At 70.0% G+C, this 25280-nt stretch carries 25 protein-coding genes and 1 pseudogene; 12 read left to right on the forward strand and 14 right to left on the reverse strand.

Going from position 1 to position 25280, the window contains the following annotated elements:
• Positions 1 to 6: 6 nt before the first annotated feature.
• The 6 genes from ASE14_RS15935 to ASE14_RS15960 form a co-directional block, all read right to left on the reverse strand.
• Complete coding sequence (locus tag ASE14_RS15935) at positions 7 to 1062, reverse strand: mannonate dehydratase (protein ID WP_056657232.1); 1056 nt, start codon at positions 1060 to 1062, stop codon at positions 7 to 9.
• A 29-nt stretch (positions 1063 to 1091) separates the two neighbouring features.
• The gene (locus ASE14_RS15940) at positions 1092 to 1916 is read right to left on the reverse strand and encodes an SDR family NAD(P)-dependent oxidoreductase (protein ID WP_056657234.1); all 825 of its coding nucleotides are present in this window, start codon (positions 1914 to 1916) and stop codon (positions 1092 to 1094) included.
• Positions 1916 to 2581 (reverse strand): RraA family protein, encoded by a 666-nt coding sequence (locus ASE14_RS15945; RefSeq protein ID WP_056657236.1) that lies wholly within the window; start codon positions 2579 to 2581, stop codon positions 1916 to 1918. The genes ASE14_RS15940 and ASE14_RS15945 overlap by 1 nt, the downstream gene beginning before the upstream one ends.
• Positions 2582 to 2600: 19 nt before the next feature.
• Complete coding sequence (locus tag ASE14_RS15950) at positions 2601 to 3596, reverse strand: ABC transporter permease (RefSeq protein WP_056657239.1); 996 nt, start codon at positions 3594 to 3596, stop codon at positions 2601 to 2603.
• A complete protein-coding gene (locus tag ASE14_RS15955; protein ID WP_162257759.1) occupies positions 3589 to 5094 on the reverse strand; it encodes a sugar ABC transporter ATP-binding protein in 1506 nt (501 codons plus the stop codon). The genes ASE14_RS15950 and ASE14_RS15955 overlap by 8 nt, the downstream gene beginning before the upstream one ends.
• A gap of 87 nt (positions 5095 to 5181) precedes the next feature.
• Positions 5182 to 6180, reverse strand: a complete 999-nt coding sequence (locus ASE14_RS15960) for a substrate-binding domain-containing protein (RefSeq protein ID WP_082600966.1) — start codon at positions 6178 to 6180, stop codon at positions 5182 to 5184.
• Between the two features lie 88 nt (positions 6181 to 6268).
• Here ASE14_RS15960 and ASE14_RS15965 point away from each other — a divergent pair, with 88 nt between their 5' ends.
• Genes ASE14_RS15965 through ASE14_RS15995 form a run of 7 tightly spaced genes read left to right on the forward strand, consistent with a single transcriptional unit; the run spans position 6269 to position 12052 of the window.
• Positions 6269 to 7036, forward strand: a complete 768-nt coding sequence (locus ASE14_RS15965; protein WP_056657245.1) for a GntR family transcriptional regulator — start codon at positions 6269 to 6271, stop codon at positions 7034 to 7036.
• Between the two features lie 8 nt (positions 7037 to 7044).
• Entirely contained in the window at positions 7045 to 7908 is an 864-nt protein-coding gene (locus tag ASE14_RS15970) for an SMP-30/gluconolactonase/LRE family protein (protein WP_056657248.1), read from the forward strand.
• 1 nt (position 7909) lies between these two features.
• Entirely contained in the window at positions 7910 to 8860 is a 951-nt protein-coding gene (locus ASE14_RS15975; protein WP_056657249.1) for a DUF4432 family protein, read from the forward strand.
• Positions 8861 to 8868: 8 nt separating this feature from the next.
• Positions 8869 to 9726 carry a fumarylacetoacetate hydrolase family protein gene (locus ASE14_RS15980; RefSeq protein ID WP_056657250.1) on the forward strand — a complete coding sequence of 286 codons (858 nt, stop codon included), beginning with the start codon at positions 8869 to 8871 and terminating at the stop codon, positions 9724 to 9726.
• 13 nt (positions 9727 to 9739) lie between these two features.
• Positions 9740 to 10492: an SDR family NAD(P)-dependent oxidoreductase gene (locus tag ASE14_RS15985; protein ID WP_056657253.1), complete on the forward strand. Its 753-nt coding sequence runs from the start codon at positions 9740 to 9742 to the stop codon at positions 10490 to 10492.
• The gene (locus tag ASE14_RS15990) at positions 10479 to 11138 is read left to right on the forward strand and encodes a bifunctional 4-hydroxy-2-oxoglutarate aldolase/2-dehydro-3-deoxy-phosphogluconate aldolase (RefSeq protein ID WP_082600968.1); all 660 of its coding nucleotides are present in this window, start codon (positions 10479 to 10481) and stop codon (positions 11136 to 11138) included. Before ASE14_RS15985 ends, ASE14_RS15990 begins: the two co-directional genes overlap by 14 nt.
• A complete protein-coding gene (locus ASE14_RS15995) occupies positions 11135 to 12052 on the forward strand; it encodes a sugar kinase (RefSeq protein ID WP_056657255.1) in 918 nt (305 codons plus the stop codon). Before ASE14_RS15990 ends, ASE14_RS15995 begins: the two co-directional genes overlap by 4 nt.
• Positions 12053 to 12061: 9 nt before the next feature.
• On the opposite strand, the gene ASE14_RS16000 is transcribed toward ASE14_RS15995, so the two are convergent.
• Entirely contained in the window at positions 12062 to 12943 is an 882-nt protein-coding gene (locus tag ASE14_RS16000) for a sigma-70 family RNA polymerase sigma factor (protein ID WP_056657257.1), read from the reverse strand.
• A gap of 78 nt (positions 12944 to 13021) precedes the next feature.
• On the opposite strand from ASE14_RS16000, the gene ASE14_RS16005 reads away from it, so the two are divergent.
• The 3 genes from ASE14_RS16005 to ASE14_RS16015 are packed head-to-tail and all read left to right on the forward strand — an operon-like array spanning position 13022 to position 14997.
• Positions 13022 to 13801, forward strand: coding sequence for an SDR family oxidoreductase (locus ASE14_RS16005; RefSeq protein WP_056657260.1), 780 nt, complete (start codon positions 13022 to 13024; stop codon positions 13799 to 13801).
• Positions 13802 to 13855: 54 nt separating this feature from the next.
• Positions 13856 to 14374 (forward strand): PadR family transcriptional regulator, encoded by a 519-nt coding sequence (locus ASE14_RS16010; protein WP_056657263.1) that lies wholly within the window; start codon positions 13856 to 13858, stop codon positions 14372 to 14374.
• A gap of 11 nt (positions 14375 to 14385) precedes the next feature.
• Positions 14386 to 14997, forward strand: coding sequence for a GyrI-like domain-containing protein (locus ASE14_RS16015; protein WP_056657742.1), 612 nt, complete (start codon positions 14386 to 14388; stop codon positions 14995 to 14997).
• A gap of 19 nt (positions 14998 to 15016) precedes the next feature.
• On the opposite strand, the gene ASE14_RS16020 is transcribed toward ASE14_RS16015, so the two are convergent.
• Positions 15017 to 16354: a class I SAM-dependent methyltransferase gene (locus tag ASE14_RS16020; RefSeq protein WP_082600969.1), complete on the reverse strand. Its 1338-nt coding sequence runs from the start codon at positions 16352 to 16354 to the stop codon at positions 15017 to 15019.
• Entirely contained in the window at positions 16351 to 17730 is a 1380-nt protein-coding gene (locus ASE14_RS16025) for an FAD-binding oxidoreductase (RefSeq protein WP_056657266.1), read from the reverse strand. The genes ASE14_RS16020 and ASE14_RS16025 overlap by 4 nt, the downstream gene beginning before the upstream one ends.
• 88 nt (positions 17731 to 17818) lie before the next feature.
• On the opposite strand from ASE14_RS16025, the gene ASE14_RS16030 reads away from it, so the two are divergent.
• Complete coding sequence (locus ASE14_RS16030; protein WP_056657269.1) at positions 17819 to 18499, forward strand: YdeI family protein; 681 nt, start codon at positions 17819 to 17821, stop codon at positions 18497 to 18499.
• A gap of 9 nt (positions 18500 to 18508) precedes the next feature.
• On the opposite strand, the gene ASE14_RS16035 is transcribed toward ASE14_RS16030, so the two are convergent.
• The 5 genes and pseudogenes from ASE14_RS16035 to ASE14_RS16055 form a co-directional block, all read right to left on the reverse strand.
• The gene (locus tag ASE14_RS16035; RefSeq protein WP_056657272.1) at positions 18509 to 19309 is read right to left on the reverse strand and encodes an alpha/beta fold hydrolase; all 801 of its coding nucleotides are present in this window, start codon (positions 19307 to 19309) and stop codon (positions 18509 to 18511) included.
• Between the two features lie 75 nt (positions 19310 to 19384).
• The gene (locus tag ASE14_RS16040; RefSeq protein WP_056657275.1) at positions 19385 to 20629 is read right to left on the reverse strand and encodes a CdaR family transcriptional regulator; all 1245 of its coding nucleotides are present in this window, start codon (positions 20627 to 20629) and stop codon (positions 19385 to 19387) included.
• Positions 20593 to 21609 (reverse strand): agmatine/peptidylarginine deiminase, encoded by a 1017-nt coding sequence (locus tag ASE14_RS16045; RefSeq protein ID WP_056657276.1) that lies wholly within the window; start codon positions 21607 to 21609, stop codon positions 20593 to 20595. Before ASE14_RS16045 ends, ASE14_RS16040 begins: the two co-directional genes overlap by 37 nt.
• Positions 21610 to 21696: 87 nt before the next feature.
• A complete protein-coding gene (locus ASE14_RS16050; RefSeq protein WP_056657746.1) occupies positions 21697 to 22299 on the reverse strand; it encodes a TetR/AcrR family transcriptional regulator in 603 nt (200 codons plus the stop codon).
• 374 nt (positions 22300 to 22673) lie between these two features.
• Positions 22674 to 24377, reverse strand: a pseudogene (locus ASE14_RS16055) (amidase); the annotation flags it as partial.
• 191 nt (positions 24378 to 24568) lie between these two features.
• On the opposite strand from ASE14_RS16055, the gene ASE14_RS16060 reads away from it, so the two are divergent.
• Positions 24569 to 25279, forward strand: a complete 711-nt coding sequence (locus ASE14_RS16060) for a DUF2306 domain-containing protein (protein ID WP_056657279.1) — start codon at positions 24569 to 24571, stop codon at positions 25277 to 25279.
• Position 25280 lies beyond the last annotated feature (1 nt).

The raw sequence follows: 25280 nt of genomic DNA on the forward strand, positions 1-25280 counted from the left end.
GGCTCGTCACCGACGAGTGGACGGGTGCCCGTAGGCGGACTGCTCGAGCCCTCGGATGTAGCCGATCGCGAACAGCCGGCCGAGGGTCTCGTAACCCGGTCGATCGTTCGACTCGCCCTCGAGCGTGGGCACGTGGTCGGGGCGCATGGGGCCGCTGAACCCGATCTGCCGATAGGCCTCCATGGCGGCCGGCATGTCGGTCTGCCCGGCGTCGTGGAACGTCTCCTGGAACGCCTCGGGGGTGCCCTTGACGTCGCGGAAGTGCACGAAGTCGATCCGGTCCGTTCCGAACTCGCGGATGAGGTCGGGGATCGAGGTCGTCCCGTCGAGGATCTCGGGCATGAGCGCGAAATTGCCCTGGCAGAAGGTGATCGCGTTGTGCGACGACGGCACGAGTTCGACCATCCGGCGGAACGCCTCGACCGAACTCATGATGCGGGGAAGGTTGCGGTCCCACTGCTGGGGCGGATCGTCGGGGTGCATAGCCAATCGCACGCCTGCGGCCTCGGCCTCGGGCACGACCGCCTTCAGGAAGTACTCGAGCGCGTCCCACATCTGCTCGCGGGTCACTTCGCCGGGCTGCACGAGCGGCTTCCCGGCCTGCCCGATCGAGCGCTGGTATCCGGTGACGAGCGCACCGCCCCGGTCGCGGATCGCGATGTCGGTGCGGCCCCAGCTCGACAGCGCCATCCAGTTGTACGCCAGCGTCGGAATCCCGAGCCGGCCCATCGCCCGCACCTGTTCGATGACCTGGTCGATCTGCTCGTCACGACCGTCGAGGCCGAGGCGGGCCTTGTCGATCGGCGCAGTGTCCTCGGTGGCGACGAGCGTGAAGCCGTACCGGTCGTAGACCTCGATGTTGTGCTTCAGCGCCTGCTCGCCCCACGGGACCTCGGCCCGGTCGTCGGCCGTCCATCCGCCCGCGCCGACCGAGGCGAACATCCGCTGGTCCTGTTCGGCGCCGTTCAGCACGCCGACGACGTTGTCGACGCCGGCTTGGCGGATGAGGCGCCAGGACGTCTCCTCCGGTCGCGGCGGGAGGAACTCGCTGAGCTTGATCATGTCTGGTCGGTCCAATCGTGTGTGTGGGTTCAGTGCTTCGTCGGCAGCGTCGTCGCGATGCGGGCGAGGAGTCCGCCATCGACGCGGAGTTCCGCTCCCGTGACGAAGCTGGCGGCATCGCTCGCGAGGAATGAGGCGGCTGTGCCGATCTCGCTCGGCTGGGCGACTCGTCCGAGCGCATGAGAGGTGCCCCAGTCCGCGATGGTCTGCTCGACGCCTGCAGGCGTGCCGTCGGACCACATCGCCGCGGAGTGGCGGAGCATCGGCGTGTCGACCGATCCCGGCGCGATCGAGTTGACCCGCACGCCGTACTCCGCCTCGTCGACCGCCATCGCGCGACAGAGCGCGTTGAGCGCCCCCTTGCTGGCCGTGTACGCGGCGACCGAGGCCTGTGTCGCGGTCGCCTGGACCGAGGAGATGATCGTCACGGTTCCCGCGTTCCTGCGGATCTCCGGGAGCGTGGCGTGGGCGGCGAGGAAGACGCCCCGCACATTGACGGCGAACACCTCGTCCCAGGTGGCGACCGACGTGGACACGATGTCGCCGTATCGTTGGATCCCGGCGGCGGTCACGAGGTGGTCGAGGCGGCCGAACGTCTCGAGCGCCAGTGCGACCGCCGTCGCCGACGTCTGCTCCTCGTCGATCGGGCCGAACGTCCCGACCGCGGTCCCGCCGGCGGCTCGGATGAGTTCGACGGTCTCGTCGACGTAGTCCGCGGTGAGTCCGTGGACGACGACGGAGGCGCCCTCGCGTGCGAAGGTCTCGGCGATGCCGCGTCCGATGCCCTGGGAGCCACCGGTCACGAGCACGACCCGCCCGTCGTGCGGGTTCGAGGTCTGGTTCGTCGCCACCATCACAGCACCCCGTACGTGGCGAACGCCTCGGTGGCGCTCATGCCGTCCTCGATCGCCTTGCGGACGACGTTTTCGGCCGAGGCCTTCTCGAGTGCCGCCTCGATCACTTCGTCTTCGACGGCCTTCGGCACGACGAGCACCCCGTCGATGTCGCCGATGACGAGGTCGCCCGGATCGATCCGCACACCGCCGACGAAGATCGTCGTCCGGTAGTCGTGCACGATCGTGCGGACACTCGAGTCCTGGGCGTAATTGCCGTGGCTGAACACCGGGAAGCCCTGCCCGAGCACCTTCTCGGTGTCGCGGTGGTATCCGTCGACGACCGCGCCGACGGCTCCACGCGACTGCGCGGTCGCGGTGAGGATCTCGCCCCACATCGCGACGGGCGCGCTCGTGCGGGGTGCGATGTACACCTCGCCGGCCTCGAGCTGGTCGAGCGCCTCCGTGAGCCGGCCGAACGGCTTGGCCTGCGGGCCGTAGACGTCGGCGACGAGCGACGGCATGGCGCGGCCGGCGAGGCGCATCGTCGGCAGGAGTGGGCGGATCTCGGGCGGGAGGAACTGGTTCGTCCGGCCGAGTCGATCGAGGATGTCCCCCACAACCGCGGTGTACAGCCTGGTGTTGACGAGCTCGAAGAGCTCGGCGTCGTTGGTGTCGGTTCTCATGTGCGCAGGTCCTCCGCGTTCAGCCGATGGAATGGCGGCGCGTGCGCCACACGTTGACGAGGACGGCGATCAGGACGACCGCGCCCCGGACGACCTGCTGCGCGTAGGGGTTCACGCCCAGCAGGACCATCCCGTTCAGGAGCGCCGCGATGAACAGCACGCCGATCGCCGTGCCGACGACGGTGCCCTTGCCGCCGGTGAGGGCCGCGCCACCGATGATCGTCGCGGAGATCGCATCGAACTCGAGCCCGACGGCGATCGTGCTGTTGGCCGACGAGAGCTGCGCGCTCAGCAGCAGGCCGGTCACGGCGGCCGCGGTGCTGGACATCGCCATCACGAGGATCTTGATGCGGCGGACGGGGATGCCGGACAGCGAGGCGGCCTTCGAGTTGCCGCCGACCGCGTAGACCGATCGGCCGAAGACGGTACGACGGGCGATGACCGCGACGAGCACGCCGACGGCGACGAGGTAGATCGCCGGGACGGGGATCCCGAGGACTCGTCCGTCGCCCCAGTAGAAGAAATCGCTCGACGGGATCGGGATGGGGAAGTTGTTCGTGACGAGCTGGGCGAGCCCGCGGAGGGCGAGGAAGAGCGCCAGCGTCGAGATGAAGGTCGGCACGTTGAAGTAGGAGCGCATCGCACCGGCGAACGCCCCGATCCCTGCCGCGATACCGAGGACGAGGACGATCGCCAAGACCATCGGAACGCCCTGTTTCATCACGAAGACGCCGAGGAGCGAGGACGCGAGCGCCGCCATGGAGCCCACTGAGATGTCGATCTCGCCCGAGACGATCACGAGCGTCATCACGAATGCCACGATGCCGAAGAATGCGGCGTTCTGGAGGATGCTGAGCTGGTTGGACGCCGTGAGGAAGCTCGGCGTCATGATCGAGAGCGTCACGTAGAGCGCGATGAAGACGACCAGGAGCCCGAGGCCGTCCCAGCTCCGGACTCGCTGGAACAGTCGCACCCCCGAACTCGGTGTCGTGGTGGGAGCGGTGGTTTCAGTCATGTTCATGTTCCTGTCGCATTGCAAGGGCGAGGATCCGCTCTGCGGTCGCCTCGCGACCGATGAGCTCTTCGTGGACGCGGCCGTCTCTGAGGATGAGGACCCGGTCGCACACTTCGGCGATCTCCTCGAGTTCCGAGGAGACGAAGATCGACGACACGCCGCCGTCGGCCAGCTCGCGGATGAGTCGGTAGATCTGGGCCTTGGCGTGGAGGTCCACGCCACGAGTGGGTTCGTCGAGCAGCAGCACCCGCATCTTCGCGGTCAGGGCTCTGCCGATCACGCCCTTCTGCTGGTTGCCGCCGGAGAGCGTTCCGATCTCCTGGTCGGGCGACGACGCCCTGATGGAGAGCGCCGCCATCGAATCCTTGACGAGACGGGATTCCTTGATCGGGCGGAGCCAGAACTTCGGCAGCACCCGTCCGCGCGCGGTGAGAAGGAGGTTCTCGCCGACACCGAGCATCGAGACGATGCCGGCGGCCTTCCGGTCCTCCGAGGTGTACGCGACCCCGAGGTCGAGCATCCGCCGAGGATGCCGGCCGACGACGTGCCGACCGCCGAGCTCGATGCGCCCGGTGGCGTCGTGCCGCAGCCCGAACACGGACTCGAGCAGTTCGGTTCGCCCGGACCCGAGGAGCCCCGCGATGCCCAGCACCTCGCCTTCGTGCAGCGAGAGGGACACGCCGTGCAGCCGATGCGGGACCTTGAGATCCTCGACCCGGAGCACGACCGGCGCCTCGCGGCGATCACGATGCTCGAGTTCGGTGCCGACGTCGATGCTCCCGCTGATCAGCTCGGCGACCTGCGCCGATGACACACTGGCGACGTCGTGGGTCGCGACCTCGCGACCGTCTCGAAGGACGGTGAGCGTGTCGGCGACGAGCGGGATCTCCTTCATCCGGTGGGACACGTAGATGACCGCGACACCGCCGTGCGCGAGCCGACGGACGAGCCCGAGGAGCGCCTCGACCTCGGTCTGGTTGAGCGCGCTCGTGGGCTCGTCGAGGATGAGCACCTTCGGCTCGTCGACCAGCGCCTTCGCGATCTCGACGATCTGCTGTTCCGCCAGTGCGAGTTTGCCGACTTCGGCGGTGAGCGGGATATCCGCTCCCAGCAAGGCGAGGGCTCGCGCCGCGTGTTCGCGCAGTGCTGCGCCGTTCACGAATCCGCGTCGTCGAGGCCACCGTCCCATGGTGATGTTCTCGGCGACGGTGAGGCCGGGCACCAGGCTGAACTCCTGGTGCACCACGGCGATGCCGCCGGCCTGCGCGGCCTTCGGGTTCGCCCAGTGCACGGTCTCGCCGAGCAGCGTGATCTCACCGTGGTCGGGCTGGAGCGATCCGGAGATCAGGTTCACCAGGGTGGACTTGCCGGCGCCGTTCTTGCCGAGCAGGGCCCTGACCTCTCCGCGCTTCAGCTCGAAGTCGACGCCCTCGAGCGCCGTCACCGCGCCGAACCGTTTCGTCATCCCGCGACAAGCAAGGATCGTCTCGTCGTTCATTCCTGTCATCCTCATCGATGGTGGTGGTCGTGGTGGGCGAGGCGGAGGTCTGAGCCCCTCGCCTCGCCCGCTCGCGGGCCGATGCTGCTACTGGGCCGCGATGAACTCCTCAGTCGTCGCCGGGTTGGCGCGGTCGTAGACGATGCCGGGCAGTTCAACGCTGTGCGGGTCGTTCCTGCCTCCGTCGATGACCTTCTTCGCCATCTCGTACGCGCCCTCCGCGGTGCCGACCGGGTCCTGTCCGGTCGTGGCCTGCAAGACCCCGTCGGCCGAGGTGACGAACTCGGCGAGCTGCGCGGAGATGTCGGTACCGAACACCGGGATCGCCTTGCCGGACTGCTGCACCGCGATGGTGGCTCCTGCAGTGCCGCCCTCGTTCGAGGCCCAGATGAGGTCCACGTCGGAGTGCGCCGTCAGGATGTCCGTCGTCACGGGCGTCGCCTTGTCGACGAGGTACGCCTCCTGGTCGGTGACGGTGTTCACGGTGACGCCCGCCGCTTCGAGGGCCTCGAGGAAGCCGGCCTTGCGCAGCTTGCACGCCGAGGCGATGTCGCAGTTGAGGATCGCGAGGTTGACGGTGCCGCCGAGCTCGTCGTTGATGTACTTCGCGGCGACTTCACCGGTGCCGGTGCCGAGCGCCGTGTTGTCGGACTGGATGACGCCGTCCACGAGCGCTTCGTCGGTGGTGGGGCCCACGCAGTTGCCGTAGCAGATCAGCGCGATGCCCGCGTCCTTGATGGCCTGCATGGTCGCGATAGATGCCTCGTCCGCCGTCGGCTGCATGAGGATCGCGTCGACATCGGCCTGGATCATGTTCTGGGCGACCTGGCTCTCGGTCGCGGGGTCGTTGTTCGAGAGGCCGGTCGTGACGCTGCCGCCGTCGGCTGCGACGGCAGCTTCGAGCCCTGACTGGATGCCCTGGTAGTAGGTGTCGCCCTGCAGCATGATCAGGCCGACCTTGAGCGCGTCAGCTCCCGAGTCCGACTCGCTGCCCTCGGAGCCCTCGGAGCCTCCCGAGCATGCTGCGAGTGTGAGCGCGAGGGCGATCGCGCCCGCTGCTGCTGCGAACATCTTGGTTTTCCGCATTCGTCCATCTCCTTTGATCGGTGGCGGTTGCGGCAACTATAGACACTTGTATACTAGTCTGCAAGCGATCGAAGAAGATTGGGGCACGATGAACGCCGCACGAGAGAATCCGACCACCGAGCTCGGCGCCCGAAGCAATTCCCGTGTGCCGGGCCTCGCGGGCCTGGACGCCCCGAGGCAGTTGCGACGACCAGGGGCCTCGCGCGGCCGCATCTCCGACTACGTCTACGACGAGCTCTGCGAGGCGATCCGCTACCTCCGACTGGAGCCGGGTGCAGCACTGTCCGAACCTGCGGTAGCCGCCTGGCTGAACGTCAGCCGCGCCCCCGTGCGGGAGGCGTTCGCCCGCCTCGTCGAGCACGGACTCGTCAGCGTCGTGCCCCAGGTCGGGAGCCAGGTCGCACCCATCTCGATGCGAGAAGTCGGCGACGCCGTGTTCATCCGCAACGCGCTGGAGACGAGCGCATTCCAGCAGGCGATCGGCACTGCCGACCTCGACACCACCCGGATTCAGCAGCTCGTCGACGAGAATCGCGAGGCCGCCGCACGCAACGACATCGAGGCGTTCTTCGAGACCGACGAGCAACTCCACCACCAGGTGTTCACGCTCGCCGGCGTGCCGCATCTCTGGCAGTTCATTCGCGGCACGAAGCTGCAGCTCGACCGGCTCCGCCGCATGAATCTCGAAGCCGCGATCGCGAACGAGGAGATCGTCCACGAGCACCAGCAGATCGTCGACGCGCTGGCCCGGCGCGACGAGGCCGTCGGCGTGCAGGTGATTCACCAGCACTCGAGCCGCATCCTCGTCGACACCGAGAAGCTCCGCGACGAGTTCCCCGACTACTTCGAGTCCTGAGGGGCACCATGACCGAGCACATCACCATTGCAGTGAGCCGTCGAGCCGAATGCGGCGAGGGCCCGGTGTGGGATGCCGCGGCGAACGCGGTCCACTGGGTCGATATCCTCGCCGGCGAGATCCTCACGACCGACCTCGAGCGGGGCACCACCGTTGCGATGACGTATCCGGCGACGGTGGGTGCTGCGGCCCCCCGTACGCAAGGCGGTTGGGTCGCCGCCGTCGCGAGCGGCTTCGTCGCGATCGAGTCCGACGGGCAGGTCTCGCATCGCGTCGACATCCTGCCGCCCGGCATCCGGATGAACGACGCGAAGACCGACCCCCGTGGTCGCTTCTGGGCCGGCAGCTGCGCGACGGACTTCGCACCCGGATTCGGCGGGCTCTGGCGGCTCGACGAGGAGTGGCGTGCAACGCTCGTGCTGCCGAACCTCACCCAGCCGAACGGCATGGGGTGGAGCCCGGCCGGCGACGTCTTCTACCTCGTCGAGACCCAGGCGAAGCAGATCCTGAGCTTCCCATTCGATGCCGACACCGGCGCACTCGGCCCATCGTCGACGGTGCTGGTCGACGCCGTTGAGTTCACCGGGTATCCCGATGGCCTCACCGTCGACGCCGCGGGCAACCTCTGGGTCGCGGAGTTCGCCGGGTCGGCCGTGCACGAGTTCTCCCCCGACGGCCGACGCCTGCGCTCGGTGGCGATTCCCACCACCCAGCCCACCTCGTGCGCGTTCGTCGGATCGGCCCTCGACGAACTCTGGGTGACCTCCGCGGCGTTCCAGACCGATCCGGTCGCCGATCCGGCGGCCGGATCGGTCTTCCAGGTGAGCGGGCTCGGCACCGCCGGCATGGCGTCCGAACGGTTCCGAGGCTGACATGGCGATCACGCTGACCAACGACGCGTTGGAGGTCCGGGTCGCGCCCGAGCGCGGCGCCGACATCGTGCAGCTCATCGACCGCACGACCGGCACCCCCGTGCTCGCCGAGTCCCCGACCGGCCGAGTGACATCGACCGGCCCGTTCACCGGCGATTCGATGGCCAACTGGCTGAACGGTTACCCCGGCGGTTGGCAGCTGCTCGCCCCGAACGCGGGCCCGGAGCGGGAGCACGACGGTGTGCGGCAGGGCTTCCACGGCGAAGCCGCCCTGGCGCGGTGGACGGTGCTCGAGCGCGACGCCGCGTCATGCGAGCTCGAGACGAGCCTGCTCACCGCGCCGTTGCACCTTCACCGGAAGGTCGCCCTCGACGGCGCCGAGCTGTCGGTCGTCGACACCATCACCAACCTCTCTCCCGATCCCACGAGCACGCGCCTCGTGCAGCACCCGGCGTTCGGCTCACCGTTCCTCGACGGCGACAGCTTCCTGGTCGCCTCGGCCCACACGCTCCTGACCGACGCCGACGCCCCTGGCACGCTCGCACCGGCGGACGCCTCCGGTCCGCCCGACTCGCTCATCGCAGCCGGACCGATGCCACGAAGCATCCGTCTTCCCGCGCCGGGGTCGGGCGCGAGCCTGTTCGCCGCACTCACCGACTTCGAGTCACCCGAGGCGACCTTCTACAGCCCGAACCGTGGATTCGGCATCCGCGTCGCCTGGGACGCTCGGGTCTTCCCGCACGCCTGGCTCTGGATGGAGGCGAACGCAGGGTCGGGCTGGCCATGGTTCCGCCGGCTCTACGCCATCGCCGTCGAGCCTGCGAACGTCCTGCCCGGAGCGGGTGCCGTCGACGGCCGCCTCCGCGGCACATCGGGCGTGGAGATCCTCCCCGGCGAGCACATCACGACCAGCACCACACTCACCCGCCTGGCGCTGCCGGCACTGAATTGAGGAGAACCATGCGATTCGCACGACTTGGACAACCCGGGAAGGAGATCCCCGTGGCATCGATCGACGGGCACCTCCTCGACCTTCGCCCGATCACCCCCGACATCGACGCCGCGTTCCTCGCGAACGACCCCGTCGGCTCCGTCACGGCGGGCTTGGAACGCCTGACCGAACTCGACGGCGCCGGCGCGCTGCGGGTCGGCGCCCCGATCGCGCGACCGGGCACGGTGTACTGCATCGGCATGAACTATGCGGCGCACGCCCGCGAGGGCGGCGCTGAGCCGCCCGAGGATATCATCGTCTTCCTCAAGCCCGCCCACACGATCGTCGGCCCCGACGATGCGATCTCGCTCCCCCCGCAGACCTCGACGGTCGACTGGGAGGCGGAACTCGCGATCGTCATCGGAAAGCGCGCATGGCAGTTGCCGGACGCCGGGGCGGCTCGCGAGCACATCGCCGGATTCGCGGTCGCGAACGACCTCTCCGAACGCACCTGGCAGCTGCAGCGCTCCGGCGGCCAGTGGTCGAAGGGCAAGGGAGCACCCGGGTTCTGTCCGCTCGGTCCGTGGCTCGTCACCGCCGACAGCGTCGACCCGAGCGACCTGCACATCCAGAGCTTCGTCAACGGCGACGCCCGACAGGACTCGCGCACGTCGGACATGATCTTCGACGTCGACACCATCGTGGCGAACCTCAGCACCCACACCGTGCTCGAACCCGGCGATGTCATCCTCACGGGAACACCAGAGGGCGTGGCCGTCTCCGGTCGATTCCCGTACCTGCAGGCCGGCGACACGGTCGAGATCGCCATCGAGCACCTCGGCCGGCAGCGCCAGCACGTCGTCGCCGCAGCCGCGACGGTCGCCTGAGCGAGGAGACGACATGCCGAAGACATTCGAAGGCAAAGTGGCCATCGTCACCGGCGGGGCATCCGGCATCGGATGGGCCACGGTGCAGCGGCTGCTCAGCGAAGGCGCCCGCGTTGCGATCCTCGACCGAGACCCGGCGGCCGCCGACACGGCCGAGTGCGTGAGCCTCCGCGTCGACATCACCGATACTCCGGCGGTGGCCGAGGCGATCGACGCGGTCGTCGAGCGGTGGGGGCGCCTCGACGTCCTCATCAACTGCGCCGGCGTCGGCGCCTCGGGAACGATCGTCGAGAACGACGATGCGGAATGGCAGCGGGTGTTCGACATCAACGTGATGGGCACTGTTCGAGTGATCCGATCGGCGCTGCCGCACCTGATCGCCTCCAGACCGTCGAGCGTCGTCAACGTGGCGTCGGCGGTCGCGCTGACGGGGTTCCCGAATCGGGCGCTCTATACGGCGACGAAGGGCGCGATCGTCTCGCTCACCCGTGCCCTCGCGTCGGATCACCTCGACGACGGGGTGCGGTTCAATTCGGTGTGTCCTGGCACGACCGAGACACCGTGGATCGGGCGGCTCCTCGATGCGGCACCGGATTCCGCCGGTGAGCGCGCTCGCCTCGAAGGCCGCCAGCCGCACAGACGCCTGGTCGCAGCCGCCGAGGTGGCCGACGCGATCACGTACCTGGCGAACCCGCTCGCCCAGTCCACGAACGGCGTCGTGCTCTCAGTCGACGCCGGCATCCAGTCGCTCCATGTCCAGCGCTGAGGCGGCGACCGCCGGTGGCGGACTGAACGTCGGCGAGCCCGCCCTCGCGGACGCGGCGATCGTTCGTCAGGGTGCCGTGCCCGTGCTCCGCGACTCCGATGCCGACCGTGTCCACGCGCGCGCCGAACGATTGATCGAAGCCGGGCTGACCGTGATCGAGCTGACGGCCACCACTCCGGAATGGCCCGAACTGCTCCGTACGCTCACCACGCAGTTCCCGGCCGCGACCATCGGCGTCGGCACGATCACAACGCCCGACGACGTCGCGACGGCATGCGAGGGCGGGGCGCGTTTCCTCGTGAGCCCGTTTCCGGCCGAGTCCGCTCGGGTTGCCTCGAGCGCCGCCGGAACGCTCTTCGTCGGGGGCGGATTCACTCCGGCCGAGATCTCGGCCTCCAGCGGGAGCGGGCTGTGCAAGCTCTTCCCGGCGCATCTCGGTGGAGTGGCCTATCTGAAGACGCTCACCGCGATCCTGCCTGGTGCGCGCATCATGCCGACCGGAGGCATCGCCGTCACCGAGGTCTCGGACTGGCTCCGCGCCGGCGCGGTCGCCGTGGGAGTCGGCAGCGACCTGTCGAACGCGCCGGACCTCGATTCGGCGGTCGCCGAACTCGCGAAGCAGGTCGCCGAGGGGAGGCGCCGGTGATTCGCGCGGTCGCGATCGGCGAATGCATGGTCGAGCTCACGAGGCAGGACGCCGGGTCGGTCCGACTCGGGTTCGCCGGCGACACATTCAACACTGCGGTGTACCTCAAGCGCCTCGGCGGCAGCGGCGTCGAGGTGCGGTTCGTCACCGCGACCGGCGACGACGAACTGAGCGGCGATCAGCTCGCCTCCATGCGCTCCGAGGGCCTCGAGGTGGACGCTCACGTGGTGCCCGGAGCATCCCCCGCGCTCTACCTCGTCTCGACCGATGCGAACGGGGAGCGGACGTTCACCTACTACCGTGATGCGTCGCCGGTGCGGCAGTTGTTCGACGGCCCGGCCGACGAGCGCCTCACCGCGACCATCGCGGAAGCCGACCTCGTCTACTTCTCGGGTGTGACGCTGCAGATGATCACGGACAGGGCCAGGCGTGCACTCTTCGAGGTGCTCCGCGCAGCGCGGGAGCGCGGAGGGCGGATCGCATTCGACAGCAACTACCGTGCGCGCGGATGGTCTTCCGCGGATACGGCACGTGCAGCGATGCACGAGGCGATGCAGGTCACGGATGTCGCTCTCCCCTCTCTGACCGACGAGCGCGCGCTCCACGGCGGCTCTGCTGCAGACGTCATCGACCGATATCGGTCCGCGGGCGCGACCGAGGTCGTCGTGAAGGACGGTGCCGGGCCTGTCCTCGCCTGGGCCGACGGACGGCAGCTGACCGTTCCGGGTGCGCCGATCGCCCGGCCCGTCGACACGACCGGTGCCGGCGACTCGTTCAATGCCGGCTACCTGCACGCACGCAGCCACGGATCGTCCGTCTCCGACGCGGTGCGTGAAGGGCAGCGAGTTGCCGGCGTGGTGATCACTCGGCGGGGTGCCATCGTCGACCGGGAGGTGCTCCCCCACGCTCCGTGAGTGCGATGCTCAGTCGGCGATTCCGTCGACGACGCCGGCGACGCCGGTCGCCTCGAGCCGGCTCGGATCCGCGAGCACGTCGAGTCCGACGATCCGGTCGCCGTCGAGCTCGAAGGACATGATCGAGACGACGCGTCCGTGCATCACCGCGGCGACACCCGGTCGCCCGTCGATCAGGATCGGCGTCGAGTGCGCGGCGAGGCGACCCGAGAGCACCGCCTGCTCGGCGATCCTCCGCGCCCCCTCGACGAGCTGCACCGAAGTGCCGTAGTCCGCGCGGAGCACCGCGCCGTCGTCGAGGAGGTCGAGCAGCGCCCCGATGTCGCCGTGCTGCGCGGCGGCGAGCCAGGCATCCACGATCCGCCGGCCGCGTTCCCGATCGGGTCGCGCCGGCTCCTCCGCCCCGCGCACGCGTCGCCGCGCCCGGGACGCCAGCTGCCGGGCCGCCTCGGGCGAGCGTTCGAGGGCGACCGCGATCTCATCGAACGACTGGCCGAAGACGTCGTGCAGCACGAGCGCGATCCGCTCCGCCGGACTGAGGGTCTCGAGCACGACGAGCAGGGCGGTGCTGATGCGGTCGCTCTGCGCGGTGAGCTCCGCAGGGTCCGCGTCGACCGCGACGGGCTCGTCCCTCCATGGCTCGACCTGCCACGAATGCTCCCGCTTCCGCCGTGGTGCACGCAGCAGATCGAGGCTGACCCGCGAGACCACAGTCGTCAGCCACGCCTCGAGGTTGTCGATGCCCGCGGCATCCACCCGCTCGAGCCGGAGCCAGGTCTCCTGCACGGCGTCGTCCGCATCGGCGGCCGAACCGAGCAGCTGCGTGGCGATCGCCCGCAGCCGCGGCCGCTCGGTCTCGAATCGCCGGGCGAGCATTCTTCGATCGGTCATGTCACATCTCCTCGTGTTCGATCGTCGGGATATCGACGAGGGAACGCCCTCGGATGTGACATGAAGGGAACTCGACCAATGAATGCACCTCTGCTCGTGACCGGCGGTACCGGCAACATCGGCAGCCGGGTCGTGCCACTGCTGCGCGGGGCAGGTCGCGACATCCGCATCCTGTCCCGCCATCCGCGCGCGACCGAGCCCGGGATCCAGCATGTCGCAGGCGACACCGTCGCCGGCTCCGGACTCGCCGCCGCACTCGATGGCGTCGACGTCGTGCTGCACCTCGCCGGCGGGGCGAAAGGCGACGACATCGCCGCCCGGAACCTCGCGGCTGCGGCTCGCGAGGCCGGCGTGCGGCACCTCCTGCTCATCTCGGTCGTCGGCGCCGACCGCATGCCCATCGGGTACTTCAGGGCGAAGGCGGAGGCCGAGCGCGCGATCGCCGGCTCCGGCGTGCCGTGGACGGTGCTGCGAGCCGCGCAGCTGCACGACTTCGTGCTGCCGGTCGCGCGGGGCATGGCGCGGATGCCGCTGACCCCGCTCCCGGGCGGGCTGCGCTTCGAGCCGGTCGACGGCGGCGAGGTCGCCGCCCGGCTGGCCGAACTCGCGCTCGGCGCACCGGCCGGACTGGTCGCCGACCTGGCCGGACCGGAGGTGCTCGACGTCGCGCAGCTCGTCGCGACCTTCACCGAGGCGACGGGCGCTCGGCAGCGGCGCGGCGTCCCGATCCGCCTGCCCGGCGCCGTCGGACGCGCCTACCGTGCCGGTGACAACCTCGCAGGAGAGGGAGCCGACCGCGGCACGCGCACGTGGCGGAGCTTCCTGATGGAGCGTGAGAACCGAGCCGTGAGCGCCTGACTCTCGACGCCCCAGCCGGCGTTCCCGCCGTTACTCTAGTGCTAGAGTAACGCCATGAACGATGAGACCACCGACGGCGAGCTCCTCGTGCTCGGCCTCCTCGCCGAGCAGCCCCGCCATGGCTACGAACTCGATCGCGTCATCGACGAACGCGGCATGCGAGCGTGGGCATCGCTCGGCTTCTCGTCGATCTACTACCTGCTCACGAAACTCGATCGGCGCGGACTCATCCGCCCGGTGCCGGGCGAACCGCACGGACGACGTACCGTGTACGAACTCACGGAGTCCGGCGCCCGCCTCGTGGCCGAACGCACGCTCGACGCACTCGAAGCGCGGACGCCGCCGCATCCGCGCGTGCTGATCGGCGTCGCCAACACCGCCGACCTCCGCTCCGACCTCGCACAGGCACGGCTCCGGGCGCGCGCGGCAGGCCTCCGCGCCACGCGCGACGTGATGCAGACGCGCCGCGCTGCGCAGGAGCCGCTTCCGCCGCAGGCACGCGCGATCTTCGACTACGGCGAAACCATGCTCGCCGCAGAGCTCGACTGGACCGAGCGATTGCTCACCGACTGATGGGAGACCTCATGGAGAAGTTCGACGCCAAACGCGCACATCGCGAGCTGTACGCCCCGCCGACCGAGTTCGTCTTCGTCGACGTGCCCGAGATCCTGTATCTCGCGGTCGACGGGCACGGCGATCCCAACACCGCACCCGAGTACGCCGCCGCGCTCGAGGCGCTCTACGCCGTGGCCTACACGATCAAGTTCGCGAGCAAGGGCGCCGGCCGCGACTTCGTCGTCGGGCCCCTCGAGGGCCTGTGGCGCGCCGACGACGAAACCGCGTTCACCAGCCGCCGCAAGGAGGAATGGTCGTGGACCCTGATGCTCGCGCAGCCCGACTGGGTCACCCCGGCGGAGGTCGAAGCGGCCATCGCCACCGTCGGCGCCAAGAAGTCACTGCCCTCGCTCGGGCTCGTGAAGCCGTTGCGATACGCCGAGGGCCGGAGCGTCCAGATCCTCCACCGGGGGCCGTACGACGACGAGGCCCCCACACTCGCCCGGCTCCATGACGAGTTCATTCCCGACCACGGGCTCGCCTTCAACGGCGACCACCACGAGATCTACCTCACCGACGCCCGTCGCACGGCACCCGACAAGCTCCGCACCGTGCTCCGACAGCCGGTGCGCCCGGTCTGAGCCGCCGAGAGGGAGTGACCTACGGCGTCCACCACGGCCGCAGCGGCAGGCCGCCCGTGCCGCCGCGCTCGTCGGGCCGTACGGCGAGCACCTGGTGCAGCTGGATGCCGCCCGTCTCGAACGCGAGCCGCGAACCCGCCATGTACAGACCCCACACCTTCGCGGTCGGCAGCCCGACCTCGGCGACCGCTTCGTCCCAATGCGCGACGAGGTTCGCGCACCAGTCGCGCAGCGTCATCGCGTAGTGCAGGCGCAGGTTCTCCTCATGCATCACCTCGAGTCCGACGTCCTGCGCCTCGGTGATGATGCGTCCCGAACCGGTGAGCTCCCCGTCGGGGAAGACGTAGCGGTCGATGAACCCCTTCGCCGCGGGTTCCGAGCGGTTGTCGGGGCGCGTGATGCAGTGGTTCAGCAACAGCCCGCCCGTGCGAAGTCGCGACTGGAGGAAGGTGAAGTACGAGGCGTAGTTGCGAACGCCGATGTGCTCGAGCAGGCCGATCGACGAGATGGCGTCGAAGCCGGCCTCGGTGATGTCGCGGTAGTCGCCGTACCGCACCTCGGCGAGCTCGGTCAGCCCCTCGTCGACGATCGCCTGCTGCGCCCACGCCGTCTGCTCGGCCGACAGCGTCACGCCGAGCGCCCTGACCCCGCGGCGGGCGGCGTAGCGCACCATGCCGCCCCACCCGCAGCCGACGTCGAGCAGCCGGTCGCCGGGCTCGAGCCGGAGCTTCTCGAAGACGAGCCGGTACTTGTTCTCCTGCGCCTCGTCGAGTGAGGCCTCGGCGTCGGGATAGCACGCGCAGGTGTAGGTCATCGACGGCCCGAGCACCCACTCGTAGAAGGTGTTCGAGACGTCGTAGTGGTGGTGGATCGCCTCGGCATCGCGGCTCTTGCTGTGCCGCAGCCCCTCGGCGACGCGGCGCCAGCGCGGCGGCGCCTCCTGCGGGGGCGGCGCGATCGGGCGCAGGTGCTCGAGGCCGATCGACCGGATGACGTGGGCCATCGTGCGCGGCGGCGGCAGCTTGAAGACGAGCTCGTCGGCGAGCGCCTTCAACAATTCGTACGGGTCGCCGGGGTGCACGCCGTGGATGGCGATGTCGCCCGCGATGTAGGCGCGGGCGAGCCCGAGGTCGCCGCGCCCGGTGGCGAGGTAGGTGGTTCCCCGCGGGCTCTTCAGCTCGATCCCGAGCGCCGTGTCGGGCGGCCCGGCCGAGCTGCCGTCGTAGGCGGTGAACCGGAGCGGCAGCCGCCCGCCCGCGAAGATCTCGAGGATCTCCGCGAGGGTGAGCTTGCCCGAGGCATCCGGTGACTCATGGTGCTCGGAAGTCTCCGCCGCCGTGCCCTTGGTCGTGGTCATCGTCGTTGCACCGCCTTCGCGTAGAGGTCGAGGAGTCGGGAGCCTGGGTCGTAGCGCTGCTTCGCGGCCCGGTACGCGTCGCCCCCGTAGAGCGCGTCGAACTCGGCGCGCCCGTAGAAGGCGTCGGAGTAGAGCGACTTGTGGCCGTCGAGCGCGCTGACCTCGCGCTCGATGCTGCGGTTCGTCTCGCCCTCCGTCGCACCGACCGGCACCGTCGACCAGAAGCCCACGTTGACGTAGCTGCGGTGCGGTTCGAGCGGGTAGAGCGGCCAGGCGTCGTCGCCCCGGAGTCGCAGCGGGCACAGCCAGATCGGCTCGATCGGCACATTCTCGAGGAACCAGTCGAGGAACTCGGCGCACCGCTCGATCGGCACCTCGACGTCTTGGATGACGCGTTCGCGCGGCGGGAGGCCCTTGAGCCCTTCGAGGCGGTTGCCGAGGTCGTAGCGCCGTTCGAGGCGCATCAGCGTCGCGTACGACCTGCTGCGCCTGAGCCGTCGCGGCCAGAGCCGGCGAATGAGCGGATGCTGCGCGCCGAACGCCTCAGAGCACCAGAACCAGTCGGTGTCCCAGCGCCAGAGGTAGTCGCGGGTCGTGAGTCGGTCGTGCGTCGCCTTGCCGTCGTGCTGGATGGAGCGGTAGAAGATCCGCTGCCGGGTGTAGTCGCTGACGGGGCCGGATGCCGCGGTCCGACGACCGACGCACAGGTAGGCCTCCTCGGCGCTGAACACGACGCCGTCGAGGGAGTCGACGGCGACCCCGTCGAGCCGGCCCGTCCGGGCGATGCCCGCCATCGCGGCGACGAGGTCGGTGATGGCGTGGAAGCGCAGGTGCGTGAGTGCGACGAAGGGCAGCACGGGCTCGAGTTCGATGCGCAGGCGCACCGCGTAGCCGAGCGTGCCGTAGGAGTTCGGGAAGGCGCGGAACAGCTCGGCGTGCTCGCTCGGCGATGCAGTGAGCAGCTCCCCCGCACCGGTGAGGATGTCCATCTCGAGCACCGACTCGTGCGGCAGTCCGTTCCGGAACGACGTCGACTCGATGCCGAGGCCGGTGACCGCCCCGCCGAGGGTGATGGTCTTCAGCTGCGGCACGACGAGCGGCGCGAGTCCGAACGGCAGCGTCGCGGCCACGAGGTCCTCGTAGGTGCACATGCCGGCGACGTCGGCGGTGCGCGCCTCGACGTCGATCGAGATCACGTGCGTCAGGCCGGAGGTGTCGAGGCCAGGGGCATCCGTCGCCGCCCTCGACCTGAAGAGGTTCGACGTGCGCTTCGCGAGCCGTACCGGCGAGCCCTGCGGCACGGCCCGGTAGCTCGCGAGCAGGCGCTCCACGCCGTCGGCGTGAGCGGTCCGTGCGTCGGTCGCGAGTGCGGACACGCCTCCAAACTAGTCCGCGGTGCGGTCGTGCGCATCAGCCCGTGCGCATCGGATCGTGCCCGTCGGCGGGTGCTGGCAGACTCGGGGCATGACGACGGAGATCGGCACCCCCGGCGGCACACCAGAGCGCCCGGCACGCTTCTTCGCCACGCCGGCGGAGTTCCGTGCATGGCTCGAGGCCAACCACGACACGGCCACCGAGCTCTGGATGGGCCTGTACAAGAAGCACGTGCCCGATCGCGGGCTCACCTGGGAGGAGGCGGTGCCCGAAGCCCTGTGCTTCGGCTGGATCGACTCGGTCTCCCAGCGCATCGACGACGATGCACGGCGCCAGCGGTGGACGCCCCGCAAGGCCGCGAGCACCTGGTCGAGCGTCAACATCGCCCTCGTCGAGCAGCTCACGGCCGCGGGTCGCATGCACGAGGCCGGCCTCGCCGCGTTCGAGCGACGGCGCGAAGATCGATCGGGCATCTACTCCCACGAGAACCCCGACCAGGAGCTGCCGCCCGAGGCCGCGGCCCGGCTGGCCGCCAGCCCTGCCGCGTCCGCGTTCTGGCAGGCCGCGACGGCGACCTACCGTCGCCAGGTCACGCACTGGGTGCTCACCGCGAAGCAGGAGGCCACCCGCGAGCGGCGGCTCGCCCAGCTCATCGACGACAGCGCGGCCGGCCTGCTGGTCCCGTTCCAGCGCTACGGCGAGACCCCGAAATGGACGGAGCGGGCGGCCGAGGCGGCGCGAGCCGCGGCATCCGCTGCATCGGCCGACTGACCGCGCCGATCAGCCCCGATCGGCGAAGAAGCCGAGCGCACTCTCCCGGAACACGCGGGAGCCCGGCGCATTGAAGTGATGCCGCGCCGGCAGTTCGACGAAGGTGCCGTTCGGCGTGGCATGCGCCAGCAGCTTCGACTGCGCGAGGATCGCGTCGTCGCTGCCCGTGGCGAAGAGGATCGGCTGCAGCGGCGGGTGCGCGACGTCGGGATCGGCGTCGCCGAGCCGCATGCCCTCGGCGAGCGCGACGAGCGCGCGCAGGTCGTTGCCGGCCACCCGCTCGGCGAGCGTCACGTAGTTGCGGGTCACCTGGTCCTCGACCGGGGTGCCGTGCTCCGCGAACGCCCGTGCCTCCGCGATCTGCAGGCGCGCGAGCGGCCGCCCGTCGGGGATGCCGCCCAGCACGGCGCGCTCGACGTGGTGGGGCACCTGCACGGCGACCTGCCAGCCGACGCGCGCACCGAGCGAGTAGCCGGCGTACAGCACGGTGTCGAGCAGGTAGGTGTCGAGCACGGTCGTGATGTCGTCGACGAAGGCGTCCATGCCGTAGGCGGATGCCTCGTGCGGCTTGTCGCTCGCACCGTGGCCGCGCTGGTCGATGCCGAGCACCCGGTATCCCGCGCGGGTGAGGTCGCGCACCCACCCCGTGCTCACCCAGTTGTCGCGGCAGCTCGACGCGAAGCCGTGCACGCAGAGCACCGTCGGCGCGTCCTCCTCCCCCCAGAGATAGGTGGCGATTCGGATGCCGTCGCCCGACATCACGTACTGGGGCGAGGGCATCTCGGTGAGGGCTGGGAGTGCGGCATCCATGTCAGCCATTCTGGTCGTGTCGGCGGCCTCGACGGACCCGACGTGCCGCAGCGGCGGCGTGACAGCGCTCGGTCGTCAGAACCGCCCGGCGCGGGGCGCCGCCGTCATCGCGAGCTGGAGTGCGGCGATCATCTCACCGTCTTCGATGCGCCTGCCGAGCAGTTCGGAGATCACCGAGAGTCGCTGGTAGAACACCGACCGTGAGAGATGGCATGCCGCAGCGGCCGCGGTGCGATTGCCCGGGTGCTCGATGGCGGCCCGGAGCACCGTCATCAGGTCGCCGTCGCGCGTGCGGTCGTACTCGATGAGCGGCGCCAGCATCCGCTCGGAGTGCTCCATCAGTCTCGGGTCGTCGCGCATCGCGGCGACGAAGGCGGTGAGCGGCGAATCGTGCACGCGGCGAACCTCGAACTGTGTTGGTCGAGGGAGCGTCCGCGCCAGGTCCAGTGCCTCCTTCGTCGAGGCGACCAGCTCCTCGAAGGTGTGCGCGGGGGTGCCCAGGCACGCGGTCACGCGGGAGATCGGCCGGCCTCCACGGCGCCCCAGCTCGGAGACGAGTTGAGCGATGCGCTCGTCGCCGAGCTGTTCGGCCCGGTCGAGCGAGATGAACGCCACCGCGAATCGGTCGACGACGGTCGCCATGGCACGCATCCCGACCGCCTCGGCGGAGTCCCCGAGCGCGTCACCGAGGTCGTCGGGTCGGTCGGCGACGATTGCGAGGCCGGAGAGGTTCCGGCCGAACACGGGGAATCCGGATGCCTCGAGGCGCTGCGCGGCGCGCTCGGAGGAGGAGAACGCGCCGCGCAGCATCGTGTCGACGAGTTGCTTGGCCGAGCTGCGTTCCCAGCCACGGGTCGAGCCCTGGGTCATCCGGTCGATCGCGAGCGCGGCGGCGCCCGACTCGACGGCCGAGCGGACGAAGTCCGGCGCGCCGCCGGTGCCGGGCAGGGCGATCACGGTCCCCCATCGCAGGCCCCGTGCTTCGATCGGGGCCGCCACCCACGATTCGGAGCCCGCGCGACGATCGGCTGCGACGGCCGATCGATCCCGCCGGCTCGCGCGGAACTGCCAGTGCACGACCGGGTCGATCGATGCGTGCTCGGCGCCGTGCACGGCGAGCAGTTCGCGCGAGAGGTTCTCGACGACGATGCAGCGACCGGTCGCCTCCGCGAGGAACTGCACGATCGCCTCGATCGGCGCCCCGCGGAGGTTCATCGCCGTGAGGCCGCGGGTCAGCTCGAGCTCCTGCAGCTCGCCCTCGGGCTCGGGCTCGGCGGCCGGCGTCAGCCGCGCGGCGCGGGCTGCTGTTGCGTGATGCAATGGATTCCCCCGCCCTGGTTGAAGATCGGTCGCGCGTCGACGGTCACGACCGAGCGGCCGGGGTACGCCGCGCTGAGGATCTCGACGGCTTCCTCGTCGGCCGGGTCGTCGAACCGGCACGCGATCACTCCCCCGTTGACGACGAGGTGGTTCGCGTAGTTCCAGTCCACGAAGTCGGTGTCGTCGCGCAGCGTTCGCGGCGCGGGCAGCTCCACGATCTCCCACGGGGCACCACCGGGGGTCGAACTCGCCTCGATGGTCGCGCGGTGGCCGCGGCCGACCTCGAAGTCGGGGTGATCGGGGTTTCCCTGGCAGTGCATGAGCATCACTCCCGGCGACGGAATCGTCGCGAACATGTCGACGTGGCCGCGCGTGCCGAATCGCGCGTAGTCGCGCGTGAGACCCCGGTCGAACCAGATCACGTTGCCGGCGCCGAGCGTGCGGAGGAGCTCCGCTTCGACCTCCGCCTCGGTCCAGCCCGGGTTGCGGAAGGGGTCGAGCTGCACGGTGCGGGTGATGAGCACCGTGCCCTCGCCGTCGACGTGGATGCCGCCGCCCTCGTTCACCATGGGCGAGGCGATCCTCTCGACGCCGAGCGTCTCGGCGATGCGTGCCGCGACCCGGCTGTCCTCGTCCCACACGAGTTCGGGCTGCTGGCCCCAGCCGTTGAAGATCCAGTCGACGAGGGCGAGCTCGCCGGCCTTATCGAGCACGAAGGTCGGGCCCATGTCGCGGATCCAGGCGTCGTCGAGCGCGATCGGCATGAGCTCGATTCCCGCCGAGAGCATCGGCCGCGCGATCTCGAGCTGCTCGGGGTCGACCACCACGGTGACCGGCTCGAAGTCGATCGCCGCATTCGCGACGGCCGCCCACGCCACGCGCGCCGCATCGAGCTCGGCCGTCGTCTCGTGGTTTCCTGGCACGGGGAAGGCGAGCCAGGTGCGTGCGTGCGTCGCGGTCTCCGAGGGCATCTGCCACATGTTCGTGCTCCTTCTTGACTGAGTACTCAGTCAGTTCTGTCTGGGATTGTTGTTCGTGCGCCTCGCCAAGTCAAGCGAGGCGTCGCGCTACGGCGCGGGAATGAGCCGTTCGGCGGCGAGCTGCAACAGCCGCCGCGCCTCGCCGGTGTCCATCTCGCCGGTCGCCCAGCGCCCGTCGAAGCCCTCCACCAGCGTCGTGAGCAGCTGTGCGATGACGTCGGGGTCCCCGGCGCCGATATCGCCGCGCCCCTGGCCCTCGGAGATGGCATCGCTGAGCATCGTGGTCCAGCCGCGCGTGGCACGTTGGATGCCGGGCCGCAGCGTGGGCTCGTACACGGCGGCGGACCGGAACTCGCTCCAGACGAGCGAGACCTGGACGAGTTCCGGGACATCCTGGATCTCGTCGACGACGTGGCGGATCAGCGACTCGCGCAGCGAGGCGTCGTCGGTGTGCAGCACCGACCGGAAGCGCCGCGCCGCGTTGTCGAGGTATTCGAGCGTGGCGTCGAGGAGCCCGTCGCGATCGCTGAAGTGGTAGAAGAGCAGCCCCGGAGAAACCCCCGCCTCGGTGGCGACATCCGCCGTGCGCAGGCCGCGGATGCCGCGTCGGCTGATGAGCCGCGCGGTGGCACGGAGGATCTCCTCGCGCTTCTCGATGCGAGCCTCCCGACGGGCGATGGGTACCGACATGATCCCGTTCGACACTAGGCGACTCCGCCCACCACGGTCCATCGCCCCGCCACGCTCCCGGAGCGGTCGCGAACCGTCACGACGACCAGCGATCCGTACGGCCCGCGCCAATGACTGTGGAGTCGGTAGTGGCGGTCGGCCGCGATCACGACCACGGCGCGGAAGCCACTGTCCGTCGGCTCGGCCGCCACGGCGACACCGTCGACCGAGAGATCGACGGTGAACCCGTCGGCATAGCCGCTCACGAGTCCCTCGACGGCGATCTCCGTCAGGCCGTCTGCGCCGACCGGCCCCTTCGTCGCGTGCAGCTCGACTTCGATCGCGGTCGCGCTCCCGGCCGCCCCGCGGTTCGGGCGGTCGAGCGCATCGGTCGGCAGGACCGGGGTGCGCGGCGGCGCCATGCGACGCCGACCGGATGCCTCGAACGCAGACGCGTAGCCGAGCAGCTTCGAGTCCTCGTACGCCCTGCCTGCGAAGGTGAGGCCGACGGGCATCGCCGTGTCGGCCATCACCCCCATCGTCACGGTCACCGTCGGGATCCCGAGGTGGCGGATCACGGCGTTGCCGTTGGAGTAGGCGATGCCGTTGCGCCAGGCGATCTCGTACGAGGCCGGATTGACGTCCGCGTCGAACGGCGCCACATCGGCGTTGGCGGGGAAGACCAGCCCGTCGAGTCCGTTGGCGTCCAGCCACTCCTCGAAGTCGATGCGCCGGGTCTCCTCGAGGCCCCGCAGCCCGGGCGCGATGGCCGGGATCGCGCTCATGCTCGGCTCGCCGCCCAGGGCGAGGTGCACGTACGACCCGATGTCGTAGTCCTCGAAGGGGTCGGGGATCGACCCCGGCGGCACCGGGTAGATCTTGTCGCCGTCGACGACCGACAGCGACGAGAGGTGCGGGTCGCCATTGAGCCTGAGGAAGCGGTCCCAGCCGTAGGCCGTGAGCAGGCGCTCCTCCGCATCCTTGAACTCGAGCGGCACGAGCTCCCGCTCGTACATCGAGGGGTGCGGCTGCTGCTCGTAGTTCGTGTAGGCGGGGAAGGCGGTCTCGACGATCTCGGCGCCCTGCGCTTCGAGATCGCGCACGGCAGCGCGCCACAGGTCGATGATCGACCCGCGGGTCTCGATCGGTTCGGCGAGGTCGCTCTCGCCATTGACGAACATGGCCGGCACGCCGAGTCGGATGCCGCGGAGGCTCGCGGTCCCGGCGAGGTCGCGGTAGTCGTCGGGGCGCACCGCGTCGACCGGCGGCAGCTCCACGTAGGGCTGCTCTCGCCAGAAGTCGCCCGCGGGGTTCCCGTCTTCGCCGACGAGCGCGTTCAGCACCTCGAGCATGTCGGCCACGGTGCGGGTGTGCGGCACGACGACGTCCATCGTCGGGAACAGCGGCCAGTTGCCGCGCATGGAGATGAGCCCGCGCGACGGCGTGTACGCCACGAGGCCGTTGTTGGATGCAGGAGCCCGGCCCGACGACCAGGTCTCCTCGCCGAGCCCGAATGCCGCGAAGCTCGCCGCCGTCGCAGTGCCCGATCCGTTGGAGGACCCCGAGCCGTACGCTGCGGTGAGGTAGGCGCCGTTGTACGGGCTCTCGGCCCGGCCGTATGCACCGCGCTGCATGCCTCCATCCGCCATCGGCGGCATGTTGGTGAGCCCGACGAGCACCGCCCCCGCCGTCCGGAGCCGTTCCACCGCGAAGGCGTCCTCCGTTGCGATGAGGTCCATGAACGCCGGGGAGCCCGCCGCGACCGGCAGCCCCTTGACGCTGTAGCTGTTCTTGACGGTGAACGGGATCCCGTCGAGCGGTCCGAGGAGTCGTCCCTCGGCCCGGCGGGCGTCGGCCGCCTCGGCCTCCGCGAAGACCTCGGGGTTCAGCACGGGGACGGCGTTCAGCCGCACTCCGTGGCGGTCGTAGAAGCCGATGCGGGTGAGATACGCCGCGACGAGGTCGACGCTGCTCGTCGTCCGGTCGTCGAGCGCGTCACGGAGTTCGGCGATGGTCGCCTCCACGATGGTCGGCGATGTCGTCTCCTCCACCGGCTCTTCCGTGACGCTGCGACCGGGGTGCTGTACTTCGATGCCCATGTCACGAGCTTCGGGCAACGGCGAACCTTCGGGAGCGCGCTGACGGGGCATCCCGAACACCCTGTCCGCCGCGCGGCACCTTCGGCGACACCTCGCGCACCGACGCCTGCATCGCGCCTCGGCCGAAGGGACGAGGCAGGTCGGGCCGATCGCCCGATGTCGCGCCCGCGGGTGCCCGCGAGCATCGGGTCATGACCGAAGCATCCGCTCGCCCCACCACATCGCGCACGACCGCGACCAGCCGCCGGGAATGGCTCGCACCAGCCGGCCTCATCCTCCTCAGCCTCGTGCCGGTCGTCGCCGGCAGCATGCGGCTCACCGAACTCGCGAACGACCCGGTCGTGACGGCCGACAACGCGCGGTTCGTCGTCTTCCCTGCGCCGGTCGTGGTGCACATCGTCGGCGCGACCGTCTTCGCGCTGCTCGGCGCTCTGCAGTTCGCGCCGTCGCTGCGTCGTCATCGCTGGCACCGAATATCGGGGCGCATCGCGGCGCCCGCGGGCCTCCTCGCCGCCCTGTCGGGCCTCTGGCTGACGGTCTTCTCCGACCTTCCCGCCTCCGACGGGCAGGCGCTGCTCGTCATCCGCCTCGTGTTCGGCACGGCGATGGCCGCGAGCATCGTCGTCGCCTTCGTCGCGATCCGGCGCGGCGACATCCGCAGGCACAGCGCATGGATGACGCGCGGCTACGCGATCGGCCTGGCCGCGGGCACGCAGGTCTTCACGATGCTCCCGTGGTTCCTGCTGTTCGGCGTGCCCGACGTGAACGTGCGCGCCGCGCTCATGGCCGCCGGCTGGGTGATCAACCTCGCCGTCGCCGAGGTCGTCATCCGGCGCCGCGACGCCCGCGGCATGTTCCGTCCTTCCGGCCGATCCGCCCGTGTCGCAGCAGCCCTACGATGAG

It is taken from the genome of Agromyces sp. Root81 (assembly GCF_001429165.1).
Taxonomy (GTDB): domain Bacteria; phylum Actinomycetota; class Actinomycetes; order Actinomycetales; family Microbacteriaceae; genus Agromyces.

Excerpts from the sequence above, each read along its gene's own strand:
- ASE14_RS15935 (WP_056657232.1), bottom strand. The coding sequence starts at position 1,062 with ATGATCAAGCTCAGCGAGTTCCTCCCGCCGCGACCGGAGGAGACGTCC.
- ASE14_RS15940 (WP_056657234.1), bottom strand. The coding sequence starts at position 1,916 with ATGGTGGCGACGAACCAGACCTCGAACCCGCACGACGGGCGGGTCGTG.
- ASE14_RS15945 (WP_056657236.1), bottom strand. The coding sequence starts at position 2,581 with ATGAGAACCGACACCAACGACGCCGAGCTCTTCGAGCTCGTCAACACC.
- ASE14_RS15950 (WP_056657239.1), bottom strand. The coding sequence starts at position 3,596 with ATGACTGAAACCACCGCTCCCACCACGACACCGAGTTCGGGGGTGCGA.
- ASE14_RS15955 (WP_162257759.1), bottom strand. The coding sequence starts at position 5,094 with ATGAACGACGAGACGATCCTTGCTTGTCGCGGGATGACGAAACGGTTC.
- ASE14_RS15960 (WP_082600966.1), bottom strand. The coding sequence starts at position 6,180 with ATGCGGAAAACCAAGATGTTCGCAGCAGCAGCGGGCGCGATCGCCCTC.
- ASE14_RS15965 (WP_056657245.1), top strand. The coding sequence starts at position 6,269 with ATGAACGCCGCACGAGAGAATCCGACCACCGAGCTCGGCGCCCGAAGC.
- ASE14_RS15970 (WP_056657248.1), top strand. The coding sequence starts at position 7,045 with ATGACCGAGCACATCACCATTGCAGTGAGCCGTCGAGCCGAATGCGGC.
- ASE14_RS15975 (WP_056657249.1), top strand. The coding sequence starts at position 7,910 with ATGGCGATCACGCTGACCAACGACGCGTTGGAGGTCCGGGTCGCGCCC.
- ASE14_RS15980 (WP_056657250.1), top strand. The coding sequence starts at position 8,869 with ATGCGATTCGCACGACTTGGACAACCCGGGAAGGAGATCCCCGTGGCA.
- ASE14_RS15985 (WP_056657253.1), top strand. The coding sequence starts at position 9,740 with ATGCCGAAGACATTCGAAGGCAAAGTGGCCATCGTCACCGGCGGGGCA.
- ASE14_RS15990 (WP_082600968.1), top strand. The coding sequence starts at position 10,479 with ATGTCCAGCGCTGAGGCGGCGACCGCCGGTGGCGGACTGAACGTCGGC.
- ASE14_RS16000 (WP_056657257.1), bottom strand. The coding sequence starts at position 12,943 with ATGACCGATCGAAGAATGCTCGCCCGGCGATTCGAGACCGAGCGGCCG.
- ASE14_RS16005 (WP_056657260.1), top strand. The coding sequence starts at position 13,022 with ATGAATGCACCTCTGCTCGTGACCGGCGGTACCGGCAACATCGGCAGC.
- ASE14_RS16010 (WP_056657263.1), top strand. The coding sequence starts at position 13,856 with ATGAACGATGAGACCACCGACGGCGAGCTCCTCGTGCTCGGCCTCCTC.
- ASE14_RS16015 (WP_056657742.1), top strand. The coding sequence starts at position 14,386 with ATGGAGAAGTTCGACGCCAAACGCGCACATCGCGAGCTGTACGCCCCG.
- ASE14_RS16020 (WP_082600969.1), bottom strand. The coding sequence starts at position 16,354 with ATGACCACGACCAAGGGCACGGCGGCGGAGACTTCCGAGCACCATGAG.
- ASE14_RS16030 (WP_056657269.1), top strand. The coding sequence starts at position 17,819 with ATGACGACGGAGATCGGCACCCCCGGCGGCACACCAGAGCGCCCGGCA.
- ASE14_RS16035 (WP_056657272.1), bottom strand. The coding sequence starts at position 19,309 with ATGGATGCCGCACTCCCAGCCCTCACCGAGATGCCCTCGCCCCAGTAC.
- ASE14_RS16045 (WP_056657276.1), bottom strand. The coding sequence starts at position 21,609 with ATGTGGCAGATGCCCTCGGAGACCGCGACGCACGCACGCACCTGGCTC.
- ASE14_RS16050 (WP_056657746.1), bottom strand. The coding sequence starts at position 22,299 with ATGTCGGTACCCATCGCCCGTCGGGAGGCTCGCATCGAGAAGCGCGAG.
- ASE14_RS16060 (WP_056657279.1), top strand. The coding sequence starts at position 24,569 with ATGACCGAAGCATCCGCTCGCCCCACCACATCGCGCACGACCGCGACC.